The following is a 20,314-nucleotide window of genomic DNA, read 5'->3' on the forward strand; positions in this document are numbered from 1 at the left end:
GCACGCAGAGAACGCCCAGGAGCCTCGACTATCCTCAACCCGTGGCACTCCTTCGCAACAAGCAGTCAGAGACCCCCGAGCCGACTCCTGGGCTCCTCCCGGGAACCGGCGACGGCAAGGGCCGCCCGACGCCCAAGCGCAAGGAGTCCGAGGCCGCCAACAAGCGTCCGCTCGTCCCGACGGACCGCCGCGCGGCGGGCCGCGACGCCAAGTCGGCCCAGCGCGAGGCCCGCGCCCGCCAGTACCAGGCCATGAAGGCCGGCGACGAGCGCTACCTGCCGGCGAAGGACAAGGGCCCCGCCCGCCGCTACGTCCGCGACTACGTGGATGCGCGCTGGAACATCGCCGAGTACTTCCTGCCGATCGCGCTGCTGTTCTTCGTCGTGATGATCGTCACGACGGGCCGCGACGCGGTGATCTCGTTCGTCGTCCTCGCCGCGCTGTACGTGCTCGTGCTCATCGCCGTCGTCGACGCCGTGATCATGTGGTTCGGCCTCAAGAAGCGCCTGCGCACCAAGTTCGGCGAGATTCCCAAGGGGACGGCGTTCTACGCCGTCATGCGGGCCTTCCAGCTCCGCCGGTCGCGCATGCCGAAGCCGGTGCACGCGAAGCACGGCGTCTACCCGGAGTGATCCAGGGCCGTCCCGCGGAGTAGTCCTCGGGCTCTCAGCCCACCCGCAGCTCCACCGCGGGCGCAGCGGCCTCGCCCTCGTGCAGGACGGTCGCCGTCACGACGCCCTGCCCGGCGAGCGTCCGCCACGTCTCCCCGAGCCACTGCTCGGCGTCGTACTGGTTGGTGAAGAGAGGCGTCGCGGGCTCCGTGAGCTCACGCCCCTCGCCGTCGACGAAGCGCCAGGTCCACTGCGGCCGGATCATCCCCGTGCTCCCCTCACTGGCCCGGCTCGGACGGCGTCGCCGTCGTCAGAGCGCGGTTGATGCGCGAGGCCCAGAACGGGCCCTCGTAGATGAACGCCGTGTACCCCTGCAGCAGGTCCGCGCCCGCCTCGAGGTAGGCGCGGGCGTCGTCGACGGTGGTGATGCCGCCCACGCCGATGATGACGGGTCCCGCGCCGAGGCGCTCGCGCAGGCGCCGCACGACGTCCAGGCCGCGCGGCAGCAGCGGCGGCCCCGACAGCCCGCCGGGGCCGAGGTCGTGGGCGATCGTGGTGTTGACCGCGACCACGCCGTCGAGCCCGAGCTCGAGCACCAGGTCCGCGACGGCGTCCACGTCGTCGTCGACGAGGTCGGGAGCGATCTTGACGAGCAGAGGGACGCGCGGCCCGCCCGAGCCGGTCGTGGCGGTGTCCGCGGCTTCCCGGACCGCGACGAGGATCGGCCGCAGCGACTCCACGGACTGCAGGTCCCGCAGGCCGGGGGTGTTCGGTGACGACACGTTCACGACGAGGTAGTCGGCGTGCGGGGCGAGCAGCCCGGCGCTGGTCGCGTAGTCCGCGGCCGCGTCGGCCGAGGGGGTGACCTTGGTCTTGCCGATGTTCGCCCCGACGACGACGGCCCGGCCGCCCGACGTCCTCCGGAGCCGCTTCAGCCGCTCGGCCGCCGCGGCCGCGGAGCGGTTGTTGAAGCCCATCCGGTTGCGGATCGCCCGCTGGTCGAGCACCCGGAAGAGCCGCGGCTTCTCGTTCCCCGGCTGCGCGTGCGCGGTCACCGTGCCGATCTCGACGAACGCGAACCCGATGGTCGCGAGGCCGCGGACCGCGAGCGCGTCCTTGTCGAAGCCGCCGGCGAGCCCGAGGGGTGCAGGGAACGACCGGCCGAGCGCCTGGACCGAGCCGGGGCCGCGCGTCGTGCTCTCGGCGAAGGGCGCGAGCGTCCGCCGGAGCACCGTGCGCACGCCGGGCACGACGCCGACCGCCCGGATGACGGAGAACGCGAGATGGTGGGCCTGCTCGGGATCGAGGTGCCGGAAGAAGCCCTGGAACAGGGCGGCGTAGACCTTCACGCGGACGCTCCTCCTTCTGCGACGAGGGGCCGCGTGTGCCACAGCCACCACAGGCCGACGAACGGCAGGACCAGCGGGATGTACCCGTACCCGGACCCGAAGCCCGACCAGACGGTCGAGGCGGGGAACGCGTCGGCGTCGGCGAGGGAGGCGATCCCGACGGCGACCACGCCCACGAGCTCGACCGAGCACGACACCCAGGCGACGCCGCGCCAGGCTCCTCCACGCCACAGCGCGACCGTCGCGAGGATGTAGACGACGGCGGCGAGCAGCGAGAGCAGGTACGCGACGGGCGCGTCGGAGAACTTCGTCGCGAGCTCGTAGCTCGCGCGTCCCGTCGCCGCGAGCGCCAGGATCCCGTAGACCGCCACGAGCACGCGCCCGAACCCGGCCCGGGTCGGTGGCGCTGCGTCGTGCGACGCGTCGGGGTGCTCACCGGTCACGGCGGTCTCCTTGCTCTCGGTCGTCTCGGGGCGCGGCACTCAACCGGCCCAGACCTGGGTCATGCGCAGCTGCAGGAACGCGACCGTCACGGCCGCGAGCAGCAGCACCACCGAGCTCCAGCGGGTCCGTTCCGCGAACGCCACCGCCGCCGCGAAGGGCAGGATCAGCAGCGACGCCGCGACGTACCCCCAGAACAGCCCGGGACTGTCGACCGTGGCCGAGCCGGCGAGAAGGACGCCGGCCACGACGGCCTCGACGACCACGAGGGCCTCGACCACCGACGCGCCCCAGAGCTGGCGCAGGATCACCGGACGGTCCCGGTAGACGAACCACCCGGCCCACGCGGCGAGCGCCAGGCTCGCGGCGACCACGAGCACGGTGAGGGGGACGGTCACGCCCCGCAGCCTACCCGGATCGCCCGATCCGCCCCGAGCGCCGTCCGGCCTGCGCGCGGGCCCGGGCCGGGGACCGGCGCTAGCATCGCCGGGTGACAGACCTCACCGTGACCACCGCCTCCCCCGCCTCCCTCGACGTCGACGCGCTCGTCGTCGGCGCCGTCCGCACCGAACTCGGCCCGCGCGTCCTTGCCGACGCCCTGCCCGCGGCAGCCGCGACCCGGCTCGCCTCGCTCGCCCCCGCGCTCGGGATCACCGGCGCGCCCGACGACGTCCACCGCTTCCCCGCGCCCGACGGCGTCGCCGCCCGGGTCGTCGTCGTCACCGGGCTGGGACCGGACGCCGACGACGCCGAGGCCCTGCGCCGCGGCACCGGCGCGGCGGTCCGCACGCTCGCGGGGACGTCGACGGTCGCCGTCGCGCTGCCGCTCGCGTCGGACGACGCGGTCGCCGCAGCGCTCGAGGGCGCCGCTCTGGGCGCGTACGCCTTCGACCGGTACACGACCGACCCCGAGAAGCCGGCCGCCGTCGGCGCCGTCCAGGTCGTCGTGCCCGACGCGAAGGCGGCGCGGGACGCGGCCGAGCGCGCACGCGTCCTCGCGACGTCCGTGCACCTGGTGCGCGACCTCGTGAACGCCGCCCCCAACGACCTGTACCCCGAGGCCTTCGCCGGCGCGGCCAAGGACGCCGCGAAGGGCACGGGTGTCAAGGTCACGGTGCTCGACGACAAGGCGCTCGCCTCCGGCGGGTACGGGGGGCTGGTGGCCGTCGGGCAGGGCTCGGTCCGCGGCCCGCGCCTGGTCAAGGTGGCCTGGTCGCCGTCGAAGCCGGCCGCGAAGGTCGCGCTCGTCGGCAAGGGCATCACGTTCGACTCGGGCGGCATCTCGCTCAAGCCGCCGACGTCGATGGTCGCGATGAAGTCCGACATGGCCGGTGCGGCCGCGGTGCTCGGGACCGTGCTCGCGGCCGCCCGGCTCAAGCTGCCCGTCGCGGTCACCGGCTGGCTGTGCCTCGCCGAGAACATGCCGTCGGGTACCGCGCAGCGCCCGAGCGACGTCATCACGATCCGTGGCGGCAAGACCGTCGAGGTCCTCAACACGGACGCCGAGGGGCGCCTGGTCCTCGCCGACGGCCTGGTCGCGGCGATCGAGGAGAAGCCCGACGTCGTGCTCGACGTCGCCACCCTCACGGGCGCACAGATGGTCGCGCTCGGAGCCCGCGTGTCCGCCGTCATGGGGACCGACGACGTACGCGACGAGGTGGTGGCTGCCGCTGGCCGCGCCGGCGAGCAGTTCTGGCCCATGCCGCTGCCGGCCGAGCTGCGCGAGTCGCTGTCGTCGAAGGTCGCCGACATCGCGAACATCGGCGAGCGGCACGGCGGGATGCTCGTGGCGGGGCTGTTCCTCAAGGACTTCGTCGGGAGCACGCCGTGGGCGCACCTCGACATCGCGGGTCCCGCGTTCAACGAGGCGTCGGCGTTCGGCTACACGCCGGTCGGCGGGACGGGCATCGCCGTGCGCACCCTGCTCGGGCTCGTCGAGGCGCGCGCGACGCACTGACGGCAGCGACGCCGGGCCGCTTCCCGCGCGGGGCGGCCCGGCGTCAGGCCTCGCCCCGCCGACGGCGCGTGTTCCACTCCCGCATGCGCTGCGGGTAGCCGGTGCGGCGGACGTCGTACAGGGGGATGCCGAGGTCGTCGGCGAGCCCGCGCGCGGCCTTCTCGTCGGGCACCCGACGGCGCGTCCACTCCCCCGTGGTCGCGATCAGGAGCAGCGTCGTCGGCATGTCGCCGGTCGGCGGCTCGAGGTACGCCTCGACCCCGACCCGCGTGGTCACGAACGTCCGGAAGTGCTCGGTGGTGGCGCGGCGCGCGTCGGCCTGAGAGGGCCGCGCGTCGGCCGTGGGGGCGGACGAGGGGCCGGACGATCGGGAGAACAGGCGGCGCAGCCGGGACATGCGCGTAGCGTAGCCGGGGCTGCCGCGGTGCTCTCGGTCCCGGCGGTGGTGCGAGCACCGTCACACCCCGGGCGGCCCGCGCCGATTGGGGCGCGCGCGGCGATGGTGCCAAGATGGGTGGGTTGGCCTGGCGCCGCGCGCCCGGGCCCGACACCGTCGGGACAGCACGTCGGAGCAGAACCCAGGAGGAGCACGTGGCCGAGACCCGCACGTTCGACGTCGTCGTGCTGGGCGGCGGGAGCGGCGGGTACGCGACGGCGCTGCGCGCGGCGCAGCTCGGCCTGACGGTCGCGCTCGTCGAGGAGGGCAAGCTCGGCGGCACCTGCCTGCACCGCGGCTGCATCCCCACCAAGGCGCTCCTGCACGCGGCCGAGGTCGCGGACGCGGCCCGCGAGTCCGAGACGTTCGGGGTGCGCGCCACCTTCGACGGCATCGACATGGCGGCGCTCGCCGCGTACAAGGACGGCGTGGTCGCCGGCCTGTACAAGGGCCTCCAGGGCCTCGTCTCCGCACGCGGGATCACGCTCGTCGAGGGCCACGGGAAGCTCGTCTCGCCGGACACCGTCGAGGTCGGCGGCGAGCGGTACACCGGCCGCAACGTCGTCCTCGCGACGGGCTCCTACTCCCGCACGCTGCCCGGCATCGAGATCGGCGGCCGCGTCATCACGTCCGAGCAGGCGCTCGAGCTCGACTACGTGCCCCGCTCCGCGCTCGTGCTCGGCGGCGGCGTGATCGGCGTCGAGTTCGCGTCCGTCTGGCGCTCGTTCGGCGCCGACGTGCAGGTCGTCGAGGCGCTCGACCACCTCGTGCCCGCCGAGGACCTCGCCGTCTCCAAGGCCCTCGAGCGGGCGTTCCGCAAACGTGGAATCGGGTTCACGCTCGGCGACCGCTTCGCGTCCGTCGCCGAGACCGACTCGGGCGTCCGCATGACTCTCGAGTCCGGGAAGACGCTCGACGCCGAGGTCCTCCTCGTCGCCGTCGGTCGTGGTCCGAGGACCGCCGGCCTCGGTTTCGAGGAGCAGGGCGTGCGGCTCGACCGCGGCTTCGTCGTCGTCGACGAGCGGCTGCACACCGGCGTCGGGAACGTCTATGCGACCGGTGACATCGTGCCCGGCCTGCAGCTCGCGCACCGGGGGTTCGCGCAGGGCATCTACGTCGCCGAGCAGATCGCCGGGCTCGAGCCCGCGCCGATCGACGAGTCCGGAATCCCCCGCGTCACGTACTCGGACCCGGAGGTCGCGTCCGTCGGCCTCACCGAGCAGGCGGCGCGCGAGCGCTTCGGCGACGACGCGGTCGAGACGCTCGACTACAACCTCGCCGGCAACGGCCGCAGCAAGATCCTCGCGACGCAGGGCTTCGTCAAGCTCGTGCGCCGCAAGGACGGCCCGGTCGTCGGGGTCCACCTCGTCGGGGCCCGTGTCGGCGAGCTCGTCGGCGAGGCCCAGCTCATCGTGAACTGGGAGGCGCATCCCGAGGACGTCGCCGCCCTGGTCCACGCCCATCCCACGCAGAACGAAGCCCTGGGCGAGGCACACCTCGCCCTGGCCGGCAAGCCTCTGCACGCCCACAACTGACGACACAATCGAAGGAGACCCCCAGGTCATGTCCGAAAACGTGCAGATGCCGGCTCTCGGCGAGTCCGTCACCGAGGGCACCGTCACCCGCTGGCTCAAGCAGGTCGGGGACGACGTCGCCGTCGACGAGCCCCTGCTCGAGGTCTCGACCGACAAGGTCGACACCGAGATCCCGTCCCCCGTCGCGGGCAAGCTCGAGCAGATCCTCGTCCAGGAGGACGAGACCGTCGAGGTCGGTGCCAACCTCGCCGTGATCGGCGACGGTTCCGGCGGCGGTGCGGCAGCACCGGCCGCCGAGGAGGCGCCCGCCGCGGCAGCCGAGCCCGAGCCCGAGCAGGCACCCGCGCAGCCCGAGGCCGCACCTGCGGCCGAGGAGGCGCCGGCCGAGGAGGCGCCCGCGGCGGCAGAGGCGCCGCAGTCCCAGGGCGGTGGCGAGGAGATCAAGCTGCCGGCTCTCGGCGAGTCCGTGACCGAGGGCACCGTCACCCGCTGGCTCAAGCAGGTCGGGGACGCGGTCGAGGTCGACGAGCCCCTGCTCGAGGTCTCGACCGACAAGGTCGACACCGAGATCCCGTCCCCCGTCGCCGGCACGCTCCAGCAGATCCTCGTCCAGGAGGACGAGACCGTCGAGGTCGGCGCCGTGCTCGCCGTCGTCGGCTCGGGTGCGGCCGCCCCGGCAGCCCCTGAGCCGGAGAAGGCGCCCGAGCCCGCTGCGCCGGAGAAGGCGCCCGAGCCCGAGCCCGAGCCCGAGCCCGCCCCGGCACCCGCGCCCGAGCCCGCGTCCGTCCAGCAGCCCGCCGCTCCCGCGACCCCGGCACCCGCCGCTGCTCCGGCACCGGCTCCCGCCGCGGCCCCCGCGGCCGGCGGCAAGTCGTACCTCACGCCGCTCGTGCGCAAGCTCGCCGCCGACAAGGGCGTCGACCTGTCCACCGTGACCGGTACCGGCGTGGGCGGACGCATCCGCAAGGAGGACGTCCTCGAGGCGGCCCGCAAGGCCGAGCAGGCCGCCGCAGCGCCAGCCCCGGCCGCCGCTGCACCGTCGGCCCCCGCCGCGGCTCCGAAGACGGCGCTCGAGACCTCGCCGCTGCGGGGCACCACCGAGAAGGCCACCCGTCTGCGCAAGATCGTCGCCGAGCGCATGGTCGAGGCGCTCCAGACGCAGGCACAGCTCACGACGGTCGTCGAGGTCGACGTGACGAAGGTCGCGGCACTCCGTGCCCGTGCGAAGGAAGGGTTCAAGGCACGGGAGGGGGCGAACCTCACGTTCCTGCCGTTCTTCACGCTGGCCGCGATCGAGGCCCTGAAGGCGTTCCCGAAGGTCAACGCGTCGTTCGACGGCGAGACCATCACCTACCCGGCGCACGAGAACGTGGGCATCGCAGTGGACACGCCGCGCGGCCTCGTCGTGCCCGTGATCAAGGACGCGGGCGACCTCAACATCGGCGGCATCGCCCGAAAGATCGTGGACCTCGCAGGCCGGACCCGTGACAACAAGGTCGGCCCCGACGAGCTCGCCGGCGCCACGTTCACGATCACGAACACCGGCTCGGGCGGCGCACTCATCGACACGCCGATCGTCCCGGGCGGCACGACCGCGATCCTCGGCACGGGCACGATCGTCAAGCGGCCCGCGGTGATCAAGGACGCGGACGGGAACGACGTGATCGGCATCCGGTCGATGTGCTACATCTTCCTGTCCTACGACCACCGGCTCGTCGACGGTGCGGACGCCGCGCGGTTCCTCACCGCCATCAAGGCCCGCATCGAGGAGGGCGCGTTCGAGGCCGAGGTCGGCCTCTGACGGTCGCCTCTCCCGTCGTGACGCCCTGACCGGCGCGCGACCACGGCAGCCTGACGGCGCCCTCGTCCGCGGACGAGGGCGCCGTCGTCGTCCGTGGCTCGGACCTGCCGGGACTCGTACCCGCACACCGCGGCGAGGTCCGGACGACCCGGACGACCCCGACGAGCACGATGGTCTAGCGTCGGCAGGTATGGAGGACGCTGACGAGAGCACCGTCGTGGTCGCGGGGTCGGGCGGGCTGATCGGCTCGGCGCTCGTGGAGTCCCTGCGGGCCGACGGCGTCCGGGTCCGACGCCTCGTGCGGCCGGGAAGCGCCCACCCTTCCGGCGTCGACGACGGCGTCACGACGCACCCGTGGGACCCCGACCGCGGCGTGCTGCCGACCGACGCGCTCGACGGCGCGGGCGCCGTCGTGAACCTGGGCGGCGTGGGCATCGGGGACCGCAGATGGACACCGCGGTACCGGGCCCTGCTGCGCAGCTCGCGGCTGGCCGGCACGGGTCTGCTCGCCCGCGAGCTGGCCCGCCGTGGGGCAGACGCGCCGGCCCTGGTCCAGGCGTCCGCGATGGGCGTGTACGGGGACCGCGGCGACGAGCCGCTGCCGGAGACGGCACGGGCCGGCGACGGCTTCCTGGCCGAGCTCGTGACGGACTGGGAGTCCGCGACCGACCCGGCCCGGGACGCCGGCGTGCGGGTCGTCCTGCTGCGCACGTCGCTCGTCCTCACGCCCGACGGCGGCGCGCTCGGCCGCCTGCTGCCCCTGCTCCGCGCGGGGCTCGGCGGCCCGCTGGGCGACGGTCGCGAGTTCTGGAGCTGGATCACCCTCGAGGACCACGTCCGCGCGATCCGGCACCTCACCGCCTCGGGCGTGCACGGCCCGGTGAACCTGGCGTCGCCCGACCCCGTCCGCAACAGCGAGCTGACCCGTGCGCTCGCCCGGGCCCTGCACCGCCCGGCGCTGCTGCGGGTGCCCGCGCCGGCCCTCCGCCTCGCGCTGGGCGGGTTCGCGGGCGACATCCTCGCCTCGGCCCGGCTCGTTCCCCGCGTCCTCGAGGCGGACGGCTTCCGGTGGTCTCAGCCACGGCTGGCCGACGCCGTCGAGTGGCTCGTCGGCGAGCTTCGTGCGGGGGACGAGGAGCGCCCGAACTAGTCCCCCGCCACGGACCGCACCCGCCAGCCGTGGTCCGTCCAGGCGAGCTCGAGCCGGTCGGTGCGCTCGGCCGCCGCCGGGACCGCCGTCGTCGCACCGTCCTTCGCGCGCAGGGTGTACGCCCCGATCGTGTACCGGACGTCGACGGTGGCCGCGTCGGCGTCCGACGTCACCAGCCGCGCCGCCGCCACGTCGACCCGCGGTGCCGTGACGATCGTGCCCCGCCGGGCGAGCTGGGCGGCCAGAGCGTCGTCCGCGGCGCGCGCCGGCGAGCCGTGGACCGTCACGGCGTCCTCGGCGGTGGCGCCCGCAAGCATCGCCCCACGGCGCTGCGTCAGCTCGCGGGCGGCGAGTTCCGGGCGGTCGCGTTCGAGCGTCGCGTCGGTCGGCGCGGGGTGGGACGCCGCTGCCGGCGCCGACGCGCTCGGCGCCGCCTCCGCGGGCTGACCGCTCGTCCACGGACGCAGCACGGCCAGGGCGACGGCGACGACCACGAGTCCGGCGACGGCACCGGCCAGCACGGCGGTCCGGGTGCGGCGGCGTCGCAGCCGCGCGGCGGCCCGGGCCCGGCGTCCCTCGGGCTCGGACGGACCCTCAGGGGCCGCCAGCGCACGCGCCCGGACGAGCGTGTCCTCCAGCGGGTCGGCGGTCCGCGGCGGGATCACGCGCCGGCGCGGGGCCTGCGACACGGGGCGCCGGACGACCCCCGTGACCGGTCTTCCGTCGGCCGCCGACGGGGCCGACCCGTCCGCCGCGCCGGCCGACCGTCCCATCGCGACGGCCGCGAGCGCCGCCAGGTCGGGGACGGAGACGGGCTCGGCGGCGACGGTGCGTGCGACGACGTTCGCGAGCTCCTCGGCGGTCGTCGCGCCGTGGGTTCCGTCGCCTCGCGCGGAGGCGTCCAGGATCCCCAGGAGCGCGGCGACCGCTGCGGCGTCACCCGCGTCGGGGACGTGGGCCGGGTCGGTCGCGGGGCCGTCGGCCGCGTCGGTGCCGTCGGCGACGGCGTCCCGCGCGAGGCCCGCGAGCGCGCGCACGTCTGCCGCCGGCGACGCACCGGTGCCGGGTGGCGCCACGGAGGGCTGCAGGTGGCAGCGCCCGTCGTCGTCGACGACGACCCGGTCGGCGGTGACCCCGCCCTGCGCGAGGCCTGCCGCGTGGAGGGCACCGAGAGCGTGGCCCACTCCTGTGACGATCGTCACGACCTCTCCGGCGCGCAGGGCACCGCGGCGCGCGAGGACGTCCCGCAGGGGCGTCCCGGTGCCGCCGCGGAGCACGACGGCAAGCTCTCCCCCGGCCTCGACGACGGTCGCGACACGGGCGACGTGGGCGTGCTCGACGGTCCGCAGCCGTGCGACGCGCTCGTCGACGGCGGGGCCGAGCTCCGCCCGGCGTAGGACCTGCAGGGCGCAGGCTGCGCCGTCGGGTGCGCGGACCGCCCAGGCGCCGCCCACGCGTGCGGCGCCGGTGTACCCGGCCGCCTGGAGGGCCTCGCGGACCGGGCCGCCGGGGACGTCCCGGGCGGCTCTCTCACCGGACGCGGCCGGCGGACGGGGCTCGCTCGGACCTGTCATGGAGACATCGAACAGGAAACCGGCCGACCGCACGTCGGTTGTCCACAGGCGGTACGGACGGCCGCAGGAGCACCCACCGACCGGGTCTAGCCTGGGGACCATGCGCTTCGCTCCGCTCGGGCTCGGCACCGTCCACTCGCCCTACCAGCCGACGTGGGAGCTGCAGCGCAGCATCCATGCCGAGGTCGCCGCCGGCGAGCGTCAGGACACGGTCCTCCTCGTGGAGCACGAACCCGTCTACACGGCCGGGCGACGCACCCACCGCGACGAGCGCCCCGACGACGGCACGCCCGTCGTCGACGTGGACCGCGGCGGCAAGGTCACCTGGCACGGCCCGGGCCAGCTCGTCGCCTACCCGATCGTGCGGCTGCGCACGCCGATCGACGTCGTCGCCTACGTGCGCTGCCTCGAACAGGCCGTGATCGACGTCTGCGCTGAGCTCGGCCTCGAGACCATCCGCGTCGAGGGCAGGTCCGGGGTGTGGTTCGCCGCCGACGGCGCGCGCCGCGAGCGCAAGGTCTGCGCGATCGGCGTCCGCGTCGCCAAGGGCGTGACGATGCACGGCCTCGCCCTCAACTGCAACCCGGACCTCGGGGAGTTCGGCCGGATCGTGCCGTGCGGCATCAGCGACGCGGACGTCACGTCGCTGTCGGCCGAGCTCGGCCGGACGGTGACGATCCAGGAGGTCCGTCCCCTGCTCGAGCGTGCGCTCACCGACGCGCTCGCCCCCGTCGTCGCGGACTAGGCTGGACGACGCCCGCACGCCGCCCCCGACCGGGGCCGGCGACCACCACCTGGGAGACAGCGTGACCATCGCACCCGAGGGCCGTCGCATGCTGCGCATCGAGGCCCGCAACGCGGCCACCCCCATCGAGAAGAAGCCGTCGTGGATCAAGACGCGCGCGACGATGGGTCCGGAGTACACCGAGCTGAAGGGCCTGGTGCGTTCCGAAGGACTGCACACCGTGTGCGAGGAAGCGGGCTGTCCCAACATCTTCGAGTGCTGGGAGGACCGCGAGGCGACGTTCCTCATCGGTGGCGACCAGTGCACGCGGCGCTGCGACTTCTGCCAGATCGACACGGGCAAGCCCGCGGAGTTCGACGCGGACGAGCCGCGCCGCGTCGCCGAGTCGGTGCAGGCGATGGGTCTGCGCTACTCGACGGTCACCGGTGTCGCGCGCGACGACCTGGCCGACGGCGGTGCCTGGCTCTACGCGGAGACCGTCCGCCAGATCCACGCGATGAACCCGGGCACGGGTGTCGAGCTCCTCATCCCCGACTTCAACGCGATCCCGGAGCTCCTCGACGAGGTGTTCGGCTCGCGCCCCGAGGTCCTCGCGCACAACCTCGAGACGGTGCCGCGCATCTTCAAGCAGATCCGCCCCGGGTTCCGGTACGAGCGGTCGCTGTCGGTCCTCACGCAGGCCCGCGAGGCAGGCCTGGTCACCAAGTCGAACCTCATCCTCGGCATGGGCGAGACCATCGACGAGGCCAAGTCCGCCCTGCAGGACCTGCACGACGCGGGCTGCGACCTCATCACCATCACGCAGTACCTGCGCCCGTCGCTGCGCCACCACCCGATCGACCGGTGGGTCAAGCCCGAGGAGTTCGTCGAGCTGTCGGAGGAGGCCGAGCGGATCGGCTTCCTCGGCGTCATGTCGGGTCCGCTGGTGCGGTCGTCGTACCGCGCCGGCCGCCTGTGGGGGCAGGCCATGACGCGCCGCGGGGAGACCATCCCCGAGGCGCTCGCGCACCTCGCCCAGCCGACGACGTCGCGCCAGGAGGCCGCGTCCCTGCTCGCCCGCTGAGGGCGGTCCGGACGGGCCGACGACGGCGCCCGGCCCGCCCGGCGCCCCGGTAGACTGCCGGATTATGGCCCGCAGCAAGGACACGTCGAAGGGCGCCGGCGCAGAGTCGTCGAGCGAGCCCAAGCAGAAGAAGCAGCGCTGGTACCACCAGGTGTGGTCCGCGTACACGATGACCCGCCGCAGCGATCCCGCGGTCACGTGGTGGGTCCTCGGCGTGTTCGTCGCGGTCGTGGCCGTGGCGACGCTCGTCGGCTTCCTGTTCGGCGGCCACTGGATCTCCGGCCTGATCGTCGGCGTCCCGTTCGGCCTGCTGGGCGGCATGTTCGTCCTCACGCGGCGCGCCGAGGCGGCCGCCTACCAGCAGATCGAGGGCAAGCCCGGCGCGACGCGCGCCGCGCTCGGGTCGGTCCGCCGCGGCGGCTGGAGCTTCGACGAGGAGCCCGTCGCGTTCGAGGCCCGCACCCAGGACCTCGTGTTCCGCGGTGTCGGTCGCGCGGGCGTGCTGCTCGTCGCCGAGGGCCCCTCGGGGCGCGCGACCCGGCTGCTCGAGTCCGAGAAGAAGCGCACCGCGCGCGTCGTCGCGGGCGTCCCGATCACGACGCTCGAGTGTGGCAACGGCGAGGGTCAGGTGCCGCTGCGCAAGCTCGTGAAGACCGTCCAGAAGATGAAGCCGACGCTCACGAAGGCGGAGGTCGCCGAGGTCTCCAAGCGCCTGCGCGCGCTGGGTGGCGCGAAGCTCCCGATCCCGAAGGGCATCGACCCGACGCGCGCCCGCCCGGACCGCAAGAGCCTGCGCGGCCGCTGACCCGTCGCGCCCCGAAGCCCCCGTCCCCGACCGTCGTCGGGCACGGGGCTTCGTGCTTGTGCGGGCTCCTCAGCGGCGGACGATGGCCGTCCCGGCGATCCGGTCGTGCAGCCCGCGCCCGTCCCCGTCCCAGACGACGGCTGGGATCACGAGGCACACGAGCACCGACCGCACGAGGGCCCGCAGCAGGCCAGGGGGCCCGTCGGGGGCATCGGCGACGAGCCGCCGCACGCGGAGCCCGAGCACGCGGTGCCCGATCGTGAAGCCGGCGGTGCCGACGAGGACGACGTTCTCCCCGAGGAAGATCAGCAGCGTCGCCCACGAGCTCCCGCCGAAGAAGCCCAGGCTCACGGCCCAGCAGAGCGCCCAGTCGATCAGCAGGGCGACGATCCGCCGCCCGAGGGGCGCGAGCGATCCCGGGCCGTCCGGGGGCAGGCCGAGCCTCGAGCCGCGGGTGGACGGGCCGCCGGGCGTGCCCTCGAGCCAGGAGCCGATCTCGTCACGTGACACCACCGAACCAGGGTACGGGGGCTGCCTGGGCGCCGGGCGCCGTCGGGAACCCCGACTGTCCCCCACGTGAGACGAACTCGTCACACGGTGCCCCCACGCGTAACGTGCCTGAAACACGACCTACACGGAGGCGAAACCGCCTCGCCCTAGGTTCGAGACGCCCCGAGACGGGGCTCCACCGATCAAGGAGTTCATCGCATGTTCAAGAGCGCGGAAGAGGCGATCGCCTTCACGCGGGAGCAGGATGTCGAGTTCGTCGACGTGCGTTTCTGCGACCTGCCCGGTGTCCAGCAGCACTTCAACATCCCGATCTCGGAGTTCGAGGACGCCGCGTTCACGGACGGCATGATGTTCGACGGTTCGTCGATCCGTGGCTTCCAGGCGATCCACGAGTCGGACATGAAGCTCATCCCCGACGTGCAGACGGCGTTCGTCGACCCGTTCCGCAAGCACAAGACGCTCGTGGTGAACTTCTCGATCGTCGACCCGTTCACCGACGAGTCCTACTCGCGCGACCCGCGCAACATCGCCGCCAAGGCCGAGGCGTACCTGAAGTCGACCGGCATCGCGGACACCGCGTTCTTCGCGCCCGAGGCCGAGTTCTACATCTTCGACGACGTCCGGTTCTCCACGAACCAGCACGAGTCGTTCTACTCGGTCGACTCCAACGAGGCGGCGTGGAACACCGGCCGCGACGAGGAGGACGGCAACCTCGGCTACAAGACCCGGTACAAGGGCGGCTACTTCCCCGTCTCCCCCAACGACCAGATGGCCGACCTGCGCGACGACATGGTCGCCATGCTCGGCGAGGTCGGCCTGCAGGTCGAGCGCGCGCACCACGAGGTGGGCACCGCCGGCCAGCAGGAGATCAACTACCGCTTCAACACGCTGCAGCACGCGGCCGACGACCTGATGAAGTTCAAGTACGTCATCAAGAACGTCGCCTGGCAGGCCGGCAAGACGGTCACCTTCATGCCGAAGCCCCTCTTCGGCGACAACGGCTCGGGCATGCACTCGCACCAGTCCCTCTGGAAGGACGGCGAGCCGCTGTTCTTCGACGAGAAGGGCTACGGCGGCCTGTCCGACATCGCCCGCTGGTACATCGGCGGTCTGCTGAAGCACGCGCCGTCGCTGCTCGCGTTCACGAACCCGTCCGTGAACTCCTACCGCCGCCTGGTCCCCGGCTTCGAGGCCCCGGTCAACCTGGTGTACTCGGCGCGCAACCGCTCCGCGTGCATCCGCATCCCGGTGACGGGCTCGTCCCCCAAGGCCAAGCGCATCGAGTTCCGCGTGCCGGACCCGTCGAGCAACCCGTACCTGGCGTTCGCCGCGATGCTCATGGCGGGCATCGACGGTATCCAGAACCGGATCGAGCCGCCGGAGCCCGTCGACAAGGACCTGTACGAGCTGCCCCCGGAGGAGCACGCGCAGATCCAGCAGGTCCCCGGCTCGCTCGACGCGGTCCTGGACCGGCTCGAGGCCGACCACGACTTCCTCACGCAGGGCGACGTGTTCACGCCGGACCTCATCGAGACGTGGATCGCCTACAAGCGTGCGAACGAGATCGACCCGGTGCGTCTGCGGCCGACCCCGCACGAGTTCGAGCTGTACTACGACGTCTGATCGGTACGTCGCAGTACGAGTGCCGACGGCGCTCTCCCCGCGGGGAGGGCGCCGTCGGTGCGTGAGGCGCTCGACCGGCCCGAGCGGACCTGCCGGGCACCACAGACGACGGCGCGCGCAGCGCGCGGCCTACTCCTCGCCGTAGAACACGCGGTCGACGACGGCACGCGCCCGACGCGCGGTGCGCAGGTAGCAGTCCTCGAGGTCGACGCCCGTCCCGTCGAAGCGGAGCACGGCGGCCAGGCCGGACAGGTCGTGGCTCACGTGCGGCAGCACGTCGACCGCCTGCCCCGTGGAACGCCCTGACCAGAGCACGTTCGCGGCGCGGAGCCGCGATGCGAGCAGCCACGCTTCCGCGAGCTCCTCCACGTCGCCCTCGTCCACGAGCCCCGCGGCGGCGGCCGCACGCAGGGCCTTCAGCGTCTCGGTGGTGCGCAGCTCGGGCACCTCGTGCGCGTGCTGGAGCTGGAGAAGCTGCGCCGTCCACTCGACGTCCGAGATGCCGCCCCGGCCCAGCTTGAGGTGCCGGGTCGGCTCGATGCCGCGCGGCAGGCGCTCGGCCTCGACGCGCGCCTTGATCCGGCGGATCTCGCGCACTGTCGCCAGGTCGATCCCGCCGTCCGGGTAGCGCAGTCCGTCGATGAGCGTCACGAACCGCTCGCCGAGGCCACGGTCTCCCGCGACCGGCCGGGCGCGGAGCAGCGCCTGCGCCTCCCAGGGAGACGACCACCGGCCGTAGTACTCGGCGTACGAGTCGAGGCTGCGCACGAGCGGCCCGCTGCGGCCTTCCGGGCGCAGGTCGGCGTCGACGGCCAGCGCGGGCTCGGCGCCGAGCTTCGAGCAGATGGTCCGCAGCCGCGTGGCGACCGACAGCGCGAACGCCTGGGCGGCACCCGCGTCGACCCCGGGCCGCGGGTCGTGCACGAACAGCACGTCCGCGTCGGAGCCGTAGCCCATCTCGCAGCCGCCTAGACGGCCCATCCCCACGACGAGCAGGTCGCTCGGAGAGTCGTCGGGGCTCGTCCCGTACCCGAGCTCGGCGCGCGCCTCGAAGGCGGCGATCCGCAGCGCCCCGACGAGGACGACCTCGGCCGCCGCGGAGATCGCCTCCATCGCCGGCACGGTGCCGGTCAGGCCGAGGAGCTCCGCCGCCGCGGTGCGGGCCAGCTCCCGACGGCGCACGGCGCGCAGGGTCGTCGTCGCGGGCTGCACCTCGTCGGCGCGCGTGAGGACGGCGTCGACCTCGCTGTCGAGACGTGCCAGGTCGCGTGGCGCGAGGTCCCTGTCCTCGTCGAGCCACGCGACCGACTCGGGCGAACGAGCCAGCGCGTCGGCGACGTACTGGGAGTTCGCGAGCAGCGTCGCGAGGCGGCGGGCCGCGAACCCGGAGTCGCGCAGGAGCTTCAGGTACCAGGGGGTGGTGCCGAGCGTGTCGGAGAGCTTGCGGAAGGCGAGGAGGCCACGGTCCGGGTCGACGCCGTCGGCGAACCAGCCGAGCATCACGGGCAGGAGCTGACGTTGGATCGCGGCCCGCCTCGTCACACCGTCGGTGAGCGCCTGGATGTGACGCATCGCGCCCACGGGATCGCGGTAGCCGATGGCCGCGAGCCGAGCCCTCGCGGCCTCGGGCGCGAGGCTCGCCTCCTCCTCGGACAGCTGTGCCGTCGCGGGGAGGAGGGGCCGGTAGAACAGCTCCTCGTGCAGGGTGCGGACCTCGCGTCGGGTCGCCCGCCAGCGCTCGACCATCCCGTCGTCGCCCTCGGCGTGCATGCCGAGCGAGCGCGCGAGGCGGCGCAGGTCGGCGTCGGCGGTGGGCATGAGGTGGGTGCGGCGCAGCCGGTAGAGCTGGATCCGGTGCTCGAGCGCCCGCAGGAAGCGGTAGCAGACCGCGAGCCGTGCCGCGTGGGCGCGTCCGACGTACCCGGCGTCGGACAGGGCGGCGAGGGCCGTGAGGGTGTTGGGGCTGCGGATCGACTCGTCGGCGCGCCCGTGCACGAGCTGCAGGAGCTGCACCGTGAACTCGACGTCACGGAGCCCACCCTTGCCGAGCTTGATCTGCCGGTCGGCTTCGGCGGCCGGGACGTGGTCCTCGACGCGGCGGCGCATGGCCTGCGAGTCCTCGACGAAGTGCTCGCGCTCGACCGCACGCCAGACGAACGGGTCGACGGCGTCCCGGTAGGCGCGTCCGAGCTCGGCGTCGCCCGCGACCGGGCGCGCCTTGAGCAGGGCCTGGAACTCCCACGTCTTGGCCCACCGCTCGTAGTAGGCCAGGTGGCTCGCGAGGGTTCGCACGAGCGGCCCCTGCTTGCCCTCGGGTCGCAGCGCGGCGTCGACCGCCCACAGCGGCGGCTCCCCCGACGGCGCCGCGCACGCTCGCATGAGCCCGGTCGCGAGGCGGGTGCCGACGGCGACGGCGTACTCCTCGTCGTACCCGGGCTCGGGTTCGACGACGTAGACGACGTCCACGTCGGAGACGTAGTTGAGCTCGCGACCGCCGGTCTTGCCCATGCCGATGACGGCGAGGCGGACGCCCGCGCCGTGGTCGTCGAGCTCCGCTCGCGACAGTGCGAGCGCGCCCTCGAGCGCGGCGGAGGCGAGGTCGGCGAGTGCGGCAGCGACCCCGGGGAGGCGGCTGAGCGGCTCGCCGCAGCACAGGTCGGCGGCCGCGATGCGCAGGAGGCGCGCACGGTAGGCGTGCCGGAGCGCGTCGACCCCGTCGGCGCCGGTGAGCCTGGCGAGCGGCGCCCGGTCGTCGGGATCGGCGCCGACGGCGCCGAGCAGCTCCGCTCGGACGTCGGCGACGGGCCGGCCGAGCGCCGGCACGGGGTCGGCCAGGACCTCGAGGAGCTCGGGGTGGCGGACGAGCTCGTCGCCGAGCGCCGCAGACGCACCGAGCACGGCGAGGAGTCGCTGCCGGACGACGACGGCCGGAACGGCGACCGGCTGACTCTCCACCTCAGGTCGAGAGTCGGCGTCCGGCGTCGTGCCGCCCCCGCCCGGACCCTCACCCTCAGGTTCAGGTCGAGGCGTTCCCCCGCGTGCGGGCACGAGCGACGGGACGCCGTCGTGGTCGAACACGGACGTCAGCACGCGGCCCAGGAGCTCGAGCGGCGAGTCGTCGACGTCCTCCGAGTACCGACGTCCCGCCGCCTCGGCGAGCCGGATCAGCGCGAGCAGGGCGAGGTCGGGGTCCGCCGTCGCACCCAGCGCGTCGAGCAGCGGCGAGGTCGCGTCGACCGGCCCGACGAGCGCCTCGAGGGCCGGGTCCGCCAGGAACGCCGTGGCGCGGGAGACGTCGGCGAAACCCAGACGAGTGAGGCGTCCGGACAGCGTCTGCGGGCGGCGCGTCGCGGGAGTCACAGGATCGAGAAGAAGCGCTCCAGCTCGAACGGCGTGACCTGCGTGCGGTACGCCGTCCACTCCTCACGCTTGTTGCGGAGCACGTAGTCGAAGACGTGCTCGCCGAGGGTCTCCGCGACGAGCTCGGACCGCTCCATGATGCCGACGGCCTCGTCGAGGTCCTGCGGCAGGGGGCGGATGTCGAGCGCGCGACGCTCGGTCGGGGTGAGCTCCCAGACGTCGTCGGACGTCTCCTCGGGAAGCTCGTAGCCCTCCTCGATGCCCTTGAGCCCGGCGGCGAGAAGCAGCGCGAACGACAGGTACGGGTTCGCGGCGGAGTCGAGGGCGCGGTACTCGACGCGGCTCGAGTTCCCCTTGCCCGGCTTGTACATCGGCACGCGGACGAGGGCGGAGCGGTTGTTGTGGCCCCAGCTCACGAAGCTCGGCGCCTCGGAGCCGCCCCACAGGCGCTTGTACGAGTTGACGTACTGGTTGGTCACGGCCGTGATCTCGGCAGCGTGGTGCAGCAGACCGGCGATGAACTGGCGGGCGACCTTGCTCAGCTCGTACTCCGAGCCGGGCTCGTGGAACGCGTTCCGGTCCCCCTCGAACAGGGACATGTGGGTGTGCATGCCGGAGCCAGGGTGCTCGGCGAGCGGCTTGGGCATGAACGACGCGTACACGCCCTGCTCGAGCGCGACCTCCTTGACGACGGTCCGGAACGTCATGAGGTTGTCGGCGGTCGTCAGCGCGTCCGCGTAGCGCAGGTCGATCTCGTTCTGGCCCGGCCCGGCCTCGTGGTGCGAGAACTCGACCGAGATGCCCATCGACTCGAGCATCGAGATCGCGGCCCGACGGAAGTCGTGCGCCGACCCACGCGGGACGTGGTCGAAGTAGCCGCCCCGGTCGACGGGAACCAGGCGCGGGACGGGCGCGTCGAGGTCGAGCGCCTGGAACAGGTAGAACTCGACCTCGGGGTGCGTGTAGAACGTGAACCCCTTGTCGCTGGCCTTCGCGAGGGCGCGCTTGAGCACGTACCGCGAGTCCGCGAGCGACGGCTCGCCGTCGGGCGTGAGGATGTCGCAGAACATGCGGGCGGTGCCCTGCTGCTCGCCGCGCCACGGCAGGACCTGGAAGGTCGTGGGGTCGGGCTTCGCGATCATGTCGGCCTCGTACACGCGCGTGAAGCCCTCGATCGAGCTCCCGTCGAAGCCGATGCCCTCGGAGAACGCGGACTCGAGCTCGGCAGGCGCGACCGCGACCGACTTGAGCATGCCGAGCACGTCCGTGAACCACAGCCGGATGAACCGGATGTCGCGCTCCTCGACCGTGCGCAGCACGAACTCCTGTTGCCTGTCCATGCCCCCATCCTGCC

At 73.6% G+C, this 20,314-nt stretch carries 18 protein-coding genes; 9 read left to right on the plus strand and 9 right to left on the minus strand.

The genetic code is table 11. The features are described from left to right. Nucleotides 1-41 precede the first annotated feature (41 nt). The gene (locus tag KDY119_RS10435) at nt 42-632 is read left to right on the plus strand and encodes a DUF3043 domain-containing protein (protein WP_036949811.1); all 591 of its coding nucleotides are present in this window, start codon (nt 42-44) and stop codon (nt 630-632) included. 34 nt (nt 633-666) lie between these two features. Here KDY119_RS10435 and KDY119_RS10440 read toward each other — a convergent pair whose 3' ends face one another. Genes KDY119_RS10440 through KDY119_RS10455 form a run of 4 tightly spaced genes read right to left on the minus strand, consistent with a single transcriptional unit; the run spans nt 667 to nt 2,799 of the window. After that, a complete protein-coding gene (locus KDY119_RS10440; RefSeq protein WP_036949810.1) occupies nt 667-876 on the minus strand; it encodes a hypothetical protein in 210 nt (69 codons plus the stop codon). Nucleotides 877-889: 13 nt separating this feature from the next. Further along, nucleotides 890-1,960: a quinone-dependent dihydroorotate dehydrogenase gene (locus tag KDY119_RS10445; RefSeq protein ID WP_036949809.1), complete on the minus strand. Its 1,071-nt coding sequence runs from the start codon at nt 1,958-1,960 to the stop codon at nt 890-892. Continuing rightward, nucleotides 1,957-2,403, minus strand: a complete 447-nt coding sequence (locus KDY119_RS10450; protein ID WP_036950728.1) for a hypothetical protein — start codon at nt 2,401-2,403, stop codon at nt 1,957-1,959. The genes KDY119_RS10445 and KDY119_RS10450 overlap by 4 nt, the downstream gene beginning before the upstream one ends. A 39-nt stretch (nt 2,404-2,442) precedes the next feature. Then, nucleotides 2,443-2,799 (minus strand): hypothetical protein, encoded by a 357-nt coding sequence (locus KDY119_RS10455; protein WP_036949808.1) that lies wholly within the window; start codon nt 2,797-2,799, stop codon nt 2,443-2,445. 92 nt (nt 2,800-2,891) lie between these two features. Between KDY119_RS10455 and KDY119_RS10460 the strand changes: the two genes are divergently transcribed. Beyond that, on the plus strand, nt 2,892-4,358 hold the full coding sequence (locus KDY119_RS10460) for a leucyl aminopeptidase (RefSeq protein WP_153022283.1): 1,467 nt from the start codon (nt 2,892-2,894) through the stop codon (nt 4,356-4,358). Between the two features lie 43 nt (nt 4,359-4,401). Here the strand turns inward: KDY119_RS10460 and KDY119_RS10465 are convergent, their stop codons facing one another. Beyond that, entirely contained in the window at nt 4,402-4,755 is a 354-nt protein-coding gene (locus KDY119_RS10465) for a hypothetical protein (protein ID WP_036949806.1), read from the minus strand. Nucleotides 4,756-4,949: 194 nt separating this feature from the next. On the opposite strand from KDY119_RS10465, the gene lpdA reads away from it, so the two are divergent. From lpdA to KDY119_RS10480, 3 genes are all read left to right on the plus strand, one after another. After that, nucleotides 4,950-6,329 carry a dihydrolipoyl dehydrogenase gene (gene lpdA, locus KDY119_RS10470; protein WP_153022284.1) on the plus strand — a complete coding sequence of 460 codons (1,380 nt, stop codon included), beginning with the start codon at nt 4,950-4,952 and terminating at the stop codon, nt 6,327-6,329. A 28-nt stretch (nt 6,330-6,357) separates the two neighbouring features. Further along, nucleotides 6,358-8,130: a 2-oxoglutarate dehydrogenase, E2 component, dihydrolipoamide succinyltransferase gene (gene sucB / locus KDY119_RS10475; protein ID WP_153022285.1), complete on the plus strand. Its 1,773-nt coding sequence runs from the start codon at nt 6,358-6,360 to the stop codon at nt 8,128-8,130. A 190-nt stretch (nt 8,131-8,320) separates the two neighbouring features. Then, a complete protein-coding gene (locus KDY119_RS10480; RefSeq protein ID WP_153022286.1) occupies nt 8,321-9,280 on the plus strand; it encodes a TIGR01777 family oxidoreductase in 960 nt (319 codons plus the stop codon). Here the strand turns inward: KDY119_RS10480 and KDY119_RS10485 are convergent. Further along, nucleotides 9,277-10,854 carry a hypothetical protein gene (locus tag KDY119_RS10485; RefSeq protein ID WP_153022287.1) on the minus strand — a complete coding sequence of 526 codons (1,578 nt, stop codon included), beginning with the start codon at nt 10,852-10,854 and terminating at the stop codon, nt 9,277-9,279. The genes KDY119_RS10480 and KDY119_RS10485 overlap by 4 nt on opposite strands. 100 nt (nt 10,855-10,954) lie before the next feature. Here KDY119_RS10485 and lipB point away from each other — a divergent pair, with 100 nt between their 5' ends. The 3 genes from lipB (at nt 10,955) to KDY119_RS10500 (ending at nt 13,467) form a co-directional block, all read left to right on the plus strand. Further along, nucleotides 10,955-11,599: a lipoyl(octanoyl) transferase LipB gene (gene lipB, locus KDY119_RS10490; RefSeq protein ID WP_036949794.1), complete on the plus strand. Its 645-nt coding sequence runs from the start codon at nt 10,955-10,957 to the stop codon at nt 11,597-11,599. A gap of 61 nt (nt 11,600-11,660) precedes the next feature. Next, nucleotides 11,661-12,662: a lipoyl synthase gene (gene lipA / locus KDY119_RS10495; RefSeq protein WP_036949792.1), complete on the plus strand. Its 1,002-nt coding sequence runs from the start codon at nt 11,661-11,663 to the stop codon at nt 12,660-12,662. Between the two features lie 64 nt (nt 12,663-12,726). After that, complete coding sequence (locus tag KDY119_RS10500) at nt 12,727-13,467, plus strand: DUF4191 domain-containing protein (RefSeq protein WP_036949790.1); 741 nt, start codon at nt 12,727-12,729, stop codon at nt 13,465-13,467. A gap of 69 nt (nt 13,468-13,536) precedes the next feature. Here the strand turns inward: KDY119_RS10500 and KDY119_RS10505 are convergent, their stop codons facing one another. After that, nucleotides 13,537-13,980 carry an RDD family protein gene (locus tag KDY119_RS10505; RefSeq protein ID WP_036949788.1) on the minus strand — a complete coding sequence of 148 codons (444 nt, stop codon included), beginning with the start codon at nt 13,978-13,980 and terminating at the stop codon, nt 13,537-13,539. Between the two features lie 195 nt (nt 13,981-14,175). Here KDY119_RS10505 and glnA (KDY119_RS10510) point away from each other — a divergent pair, with 195 nt between their 5' ends. Continuing rightward, entirely contained in the window at nt 14,176-15,600 is a 1,425-nt protein-coding gene (gene glnA / locus KDY119_RS10510) for a type I glutamate--ammonia ligase (RefSeq protein ID WP_036949786.1), read from the plus strand. 129 nt (nt 15,601-15,729) lie between these two features. Here the strand turns inward: glnA (KDY119_RS10510) and KDY119_RS10515 are convergent, their stop codons facing one another. Both KDY119_RS10515 and glnA (KDY119_RS10520) read right to left on the minus strand, forming a co-directional pair. After that, nucleotides 15,730-18,960 carry a bifunctional [glutamine synthetase] adenylyltransferase/[glutamine synthetase]-adenylyl-L-tyrosine phosphorylase gene (locus KDY119_RS10515; RefSeq protein ID WP_227994296.1) on the minus strand — a complete coding sequence of 1,077 codons (3,231 nt, stop codon included), beginning with the start codon at nt 18,958-18,960 and terminating at the stop codon, nt 15,730-15,732. Continuing rightward, nucleotides 18,957-20,300, minus strand: a complete 1,344-nt coding sequence (gene glnA / locus KDY119_RS10520) for a type I glutamate--ammonia ligase (protein WP_036949782.1) — start codon at nt 20,298-20,300, stop codon at nt 18,957-18,959. The genes KDY119_RS10515 and glnA (KDY119_RS10520) overlap by 4 nt, the downstream gene beginning before the upstream one ends. Nucleotides 20,301-20,314: the final 14 nt, after the last annotated feature.

The organism is Luteimicrobium xylanilyticum, from assembly GCF_009429125.1.
Classification (GTDB): domain Bacteria; phylum Actinomycetota; class Actinomycetes; order Actinomycetales; family Cellulomonadaceae; genus Luteimicrobium; species Luteimicrobium xylanilyticum.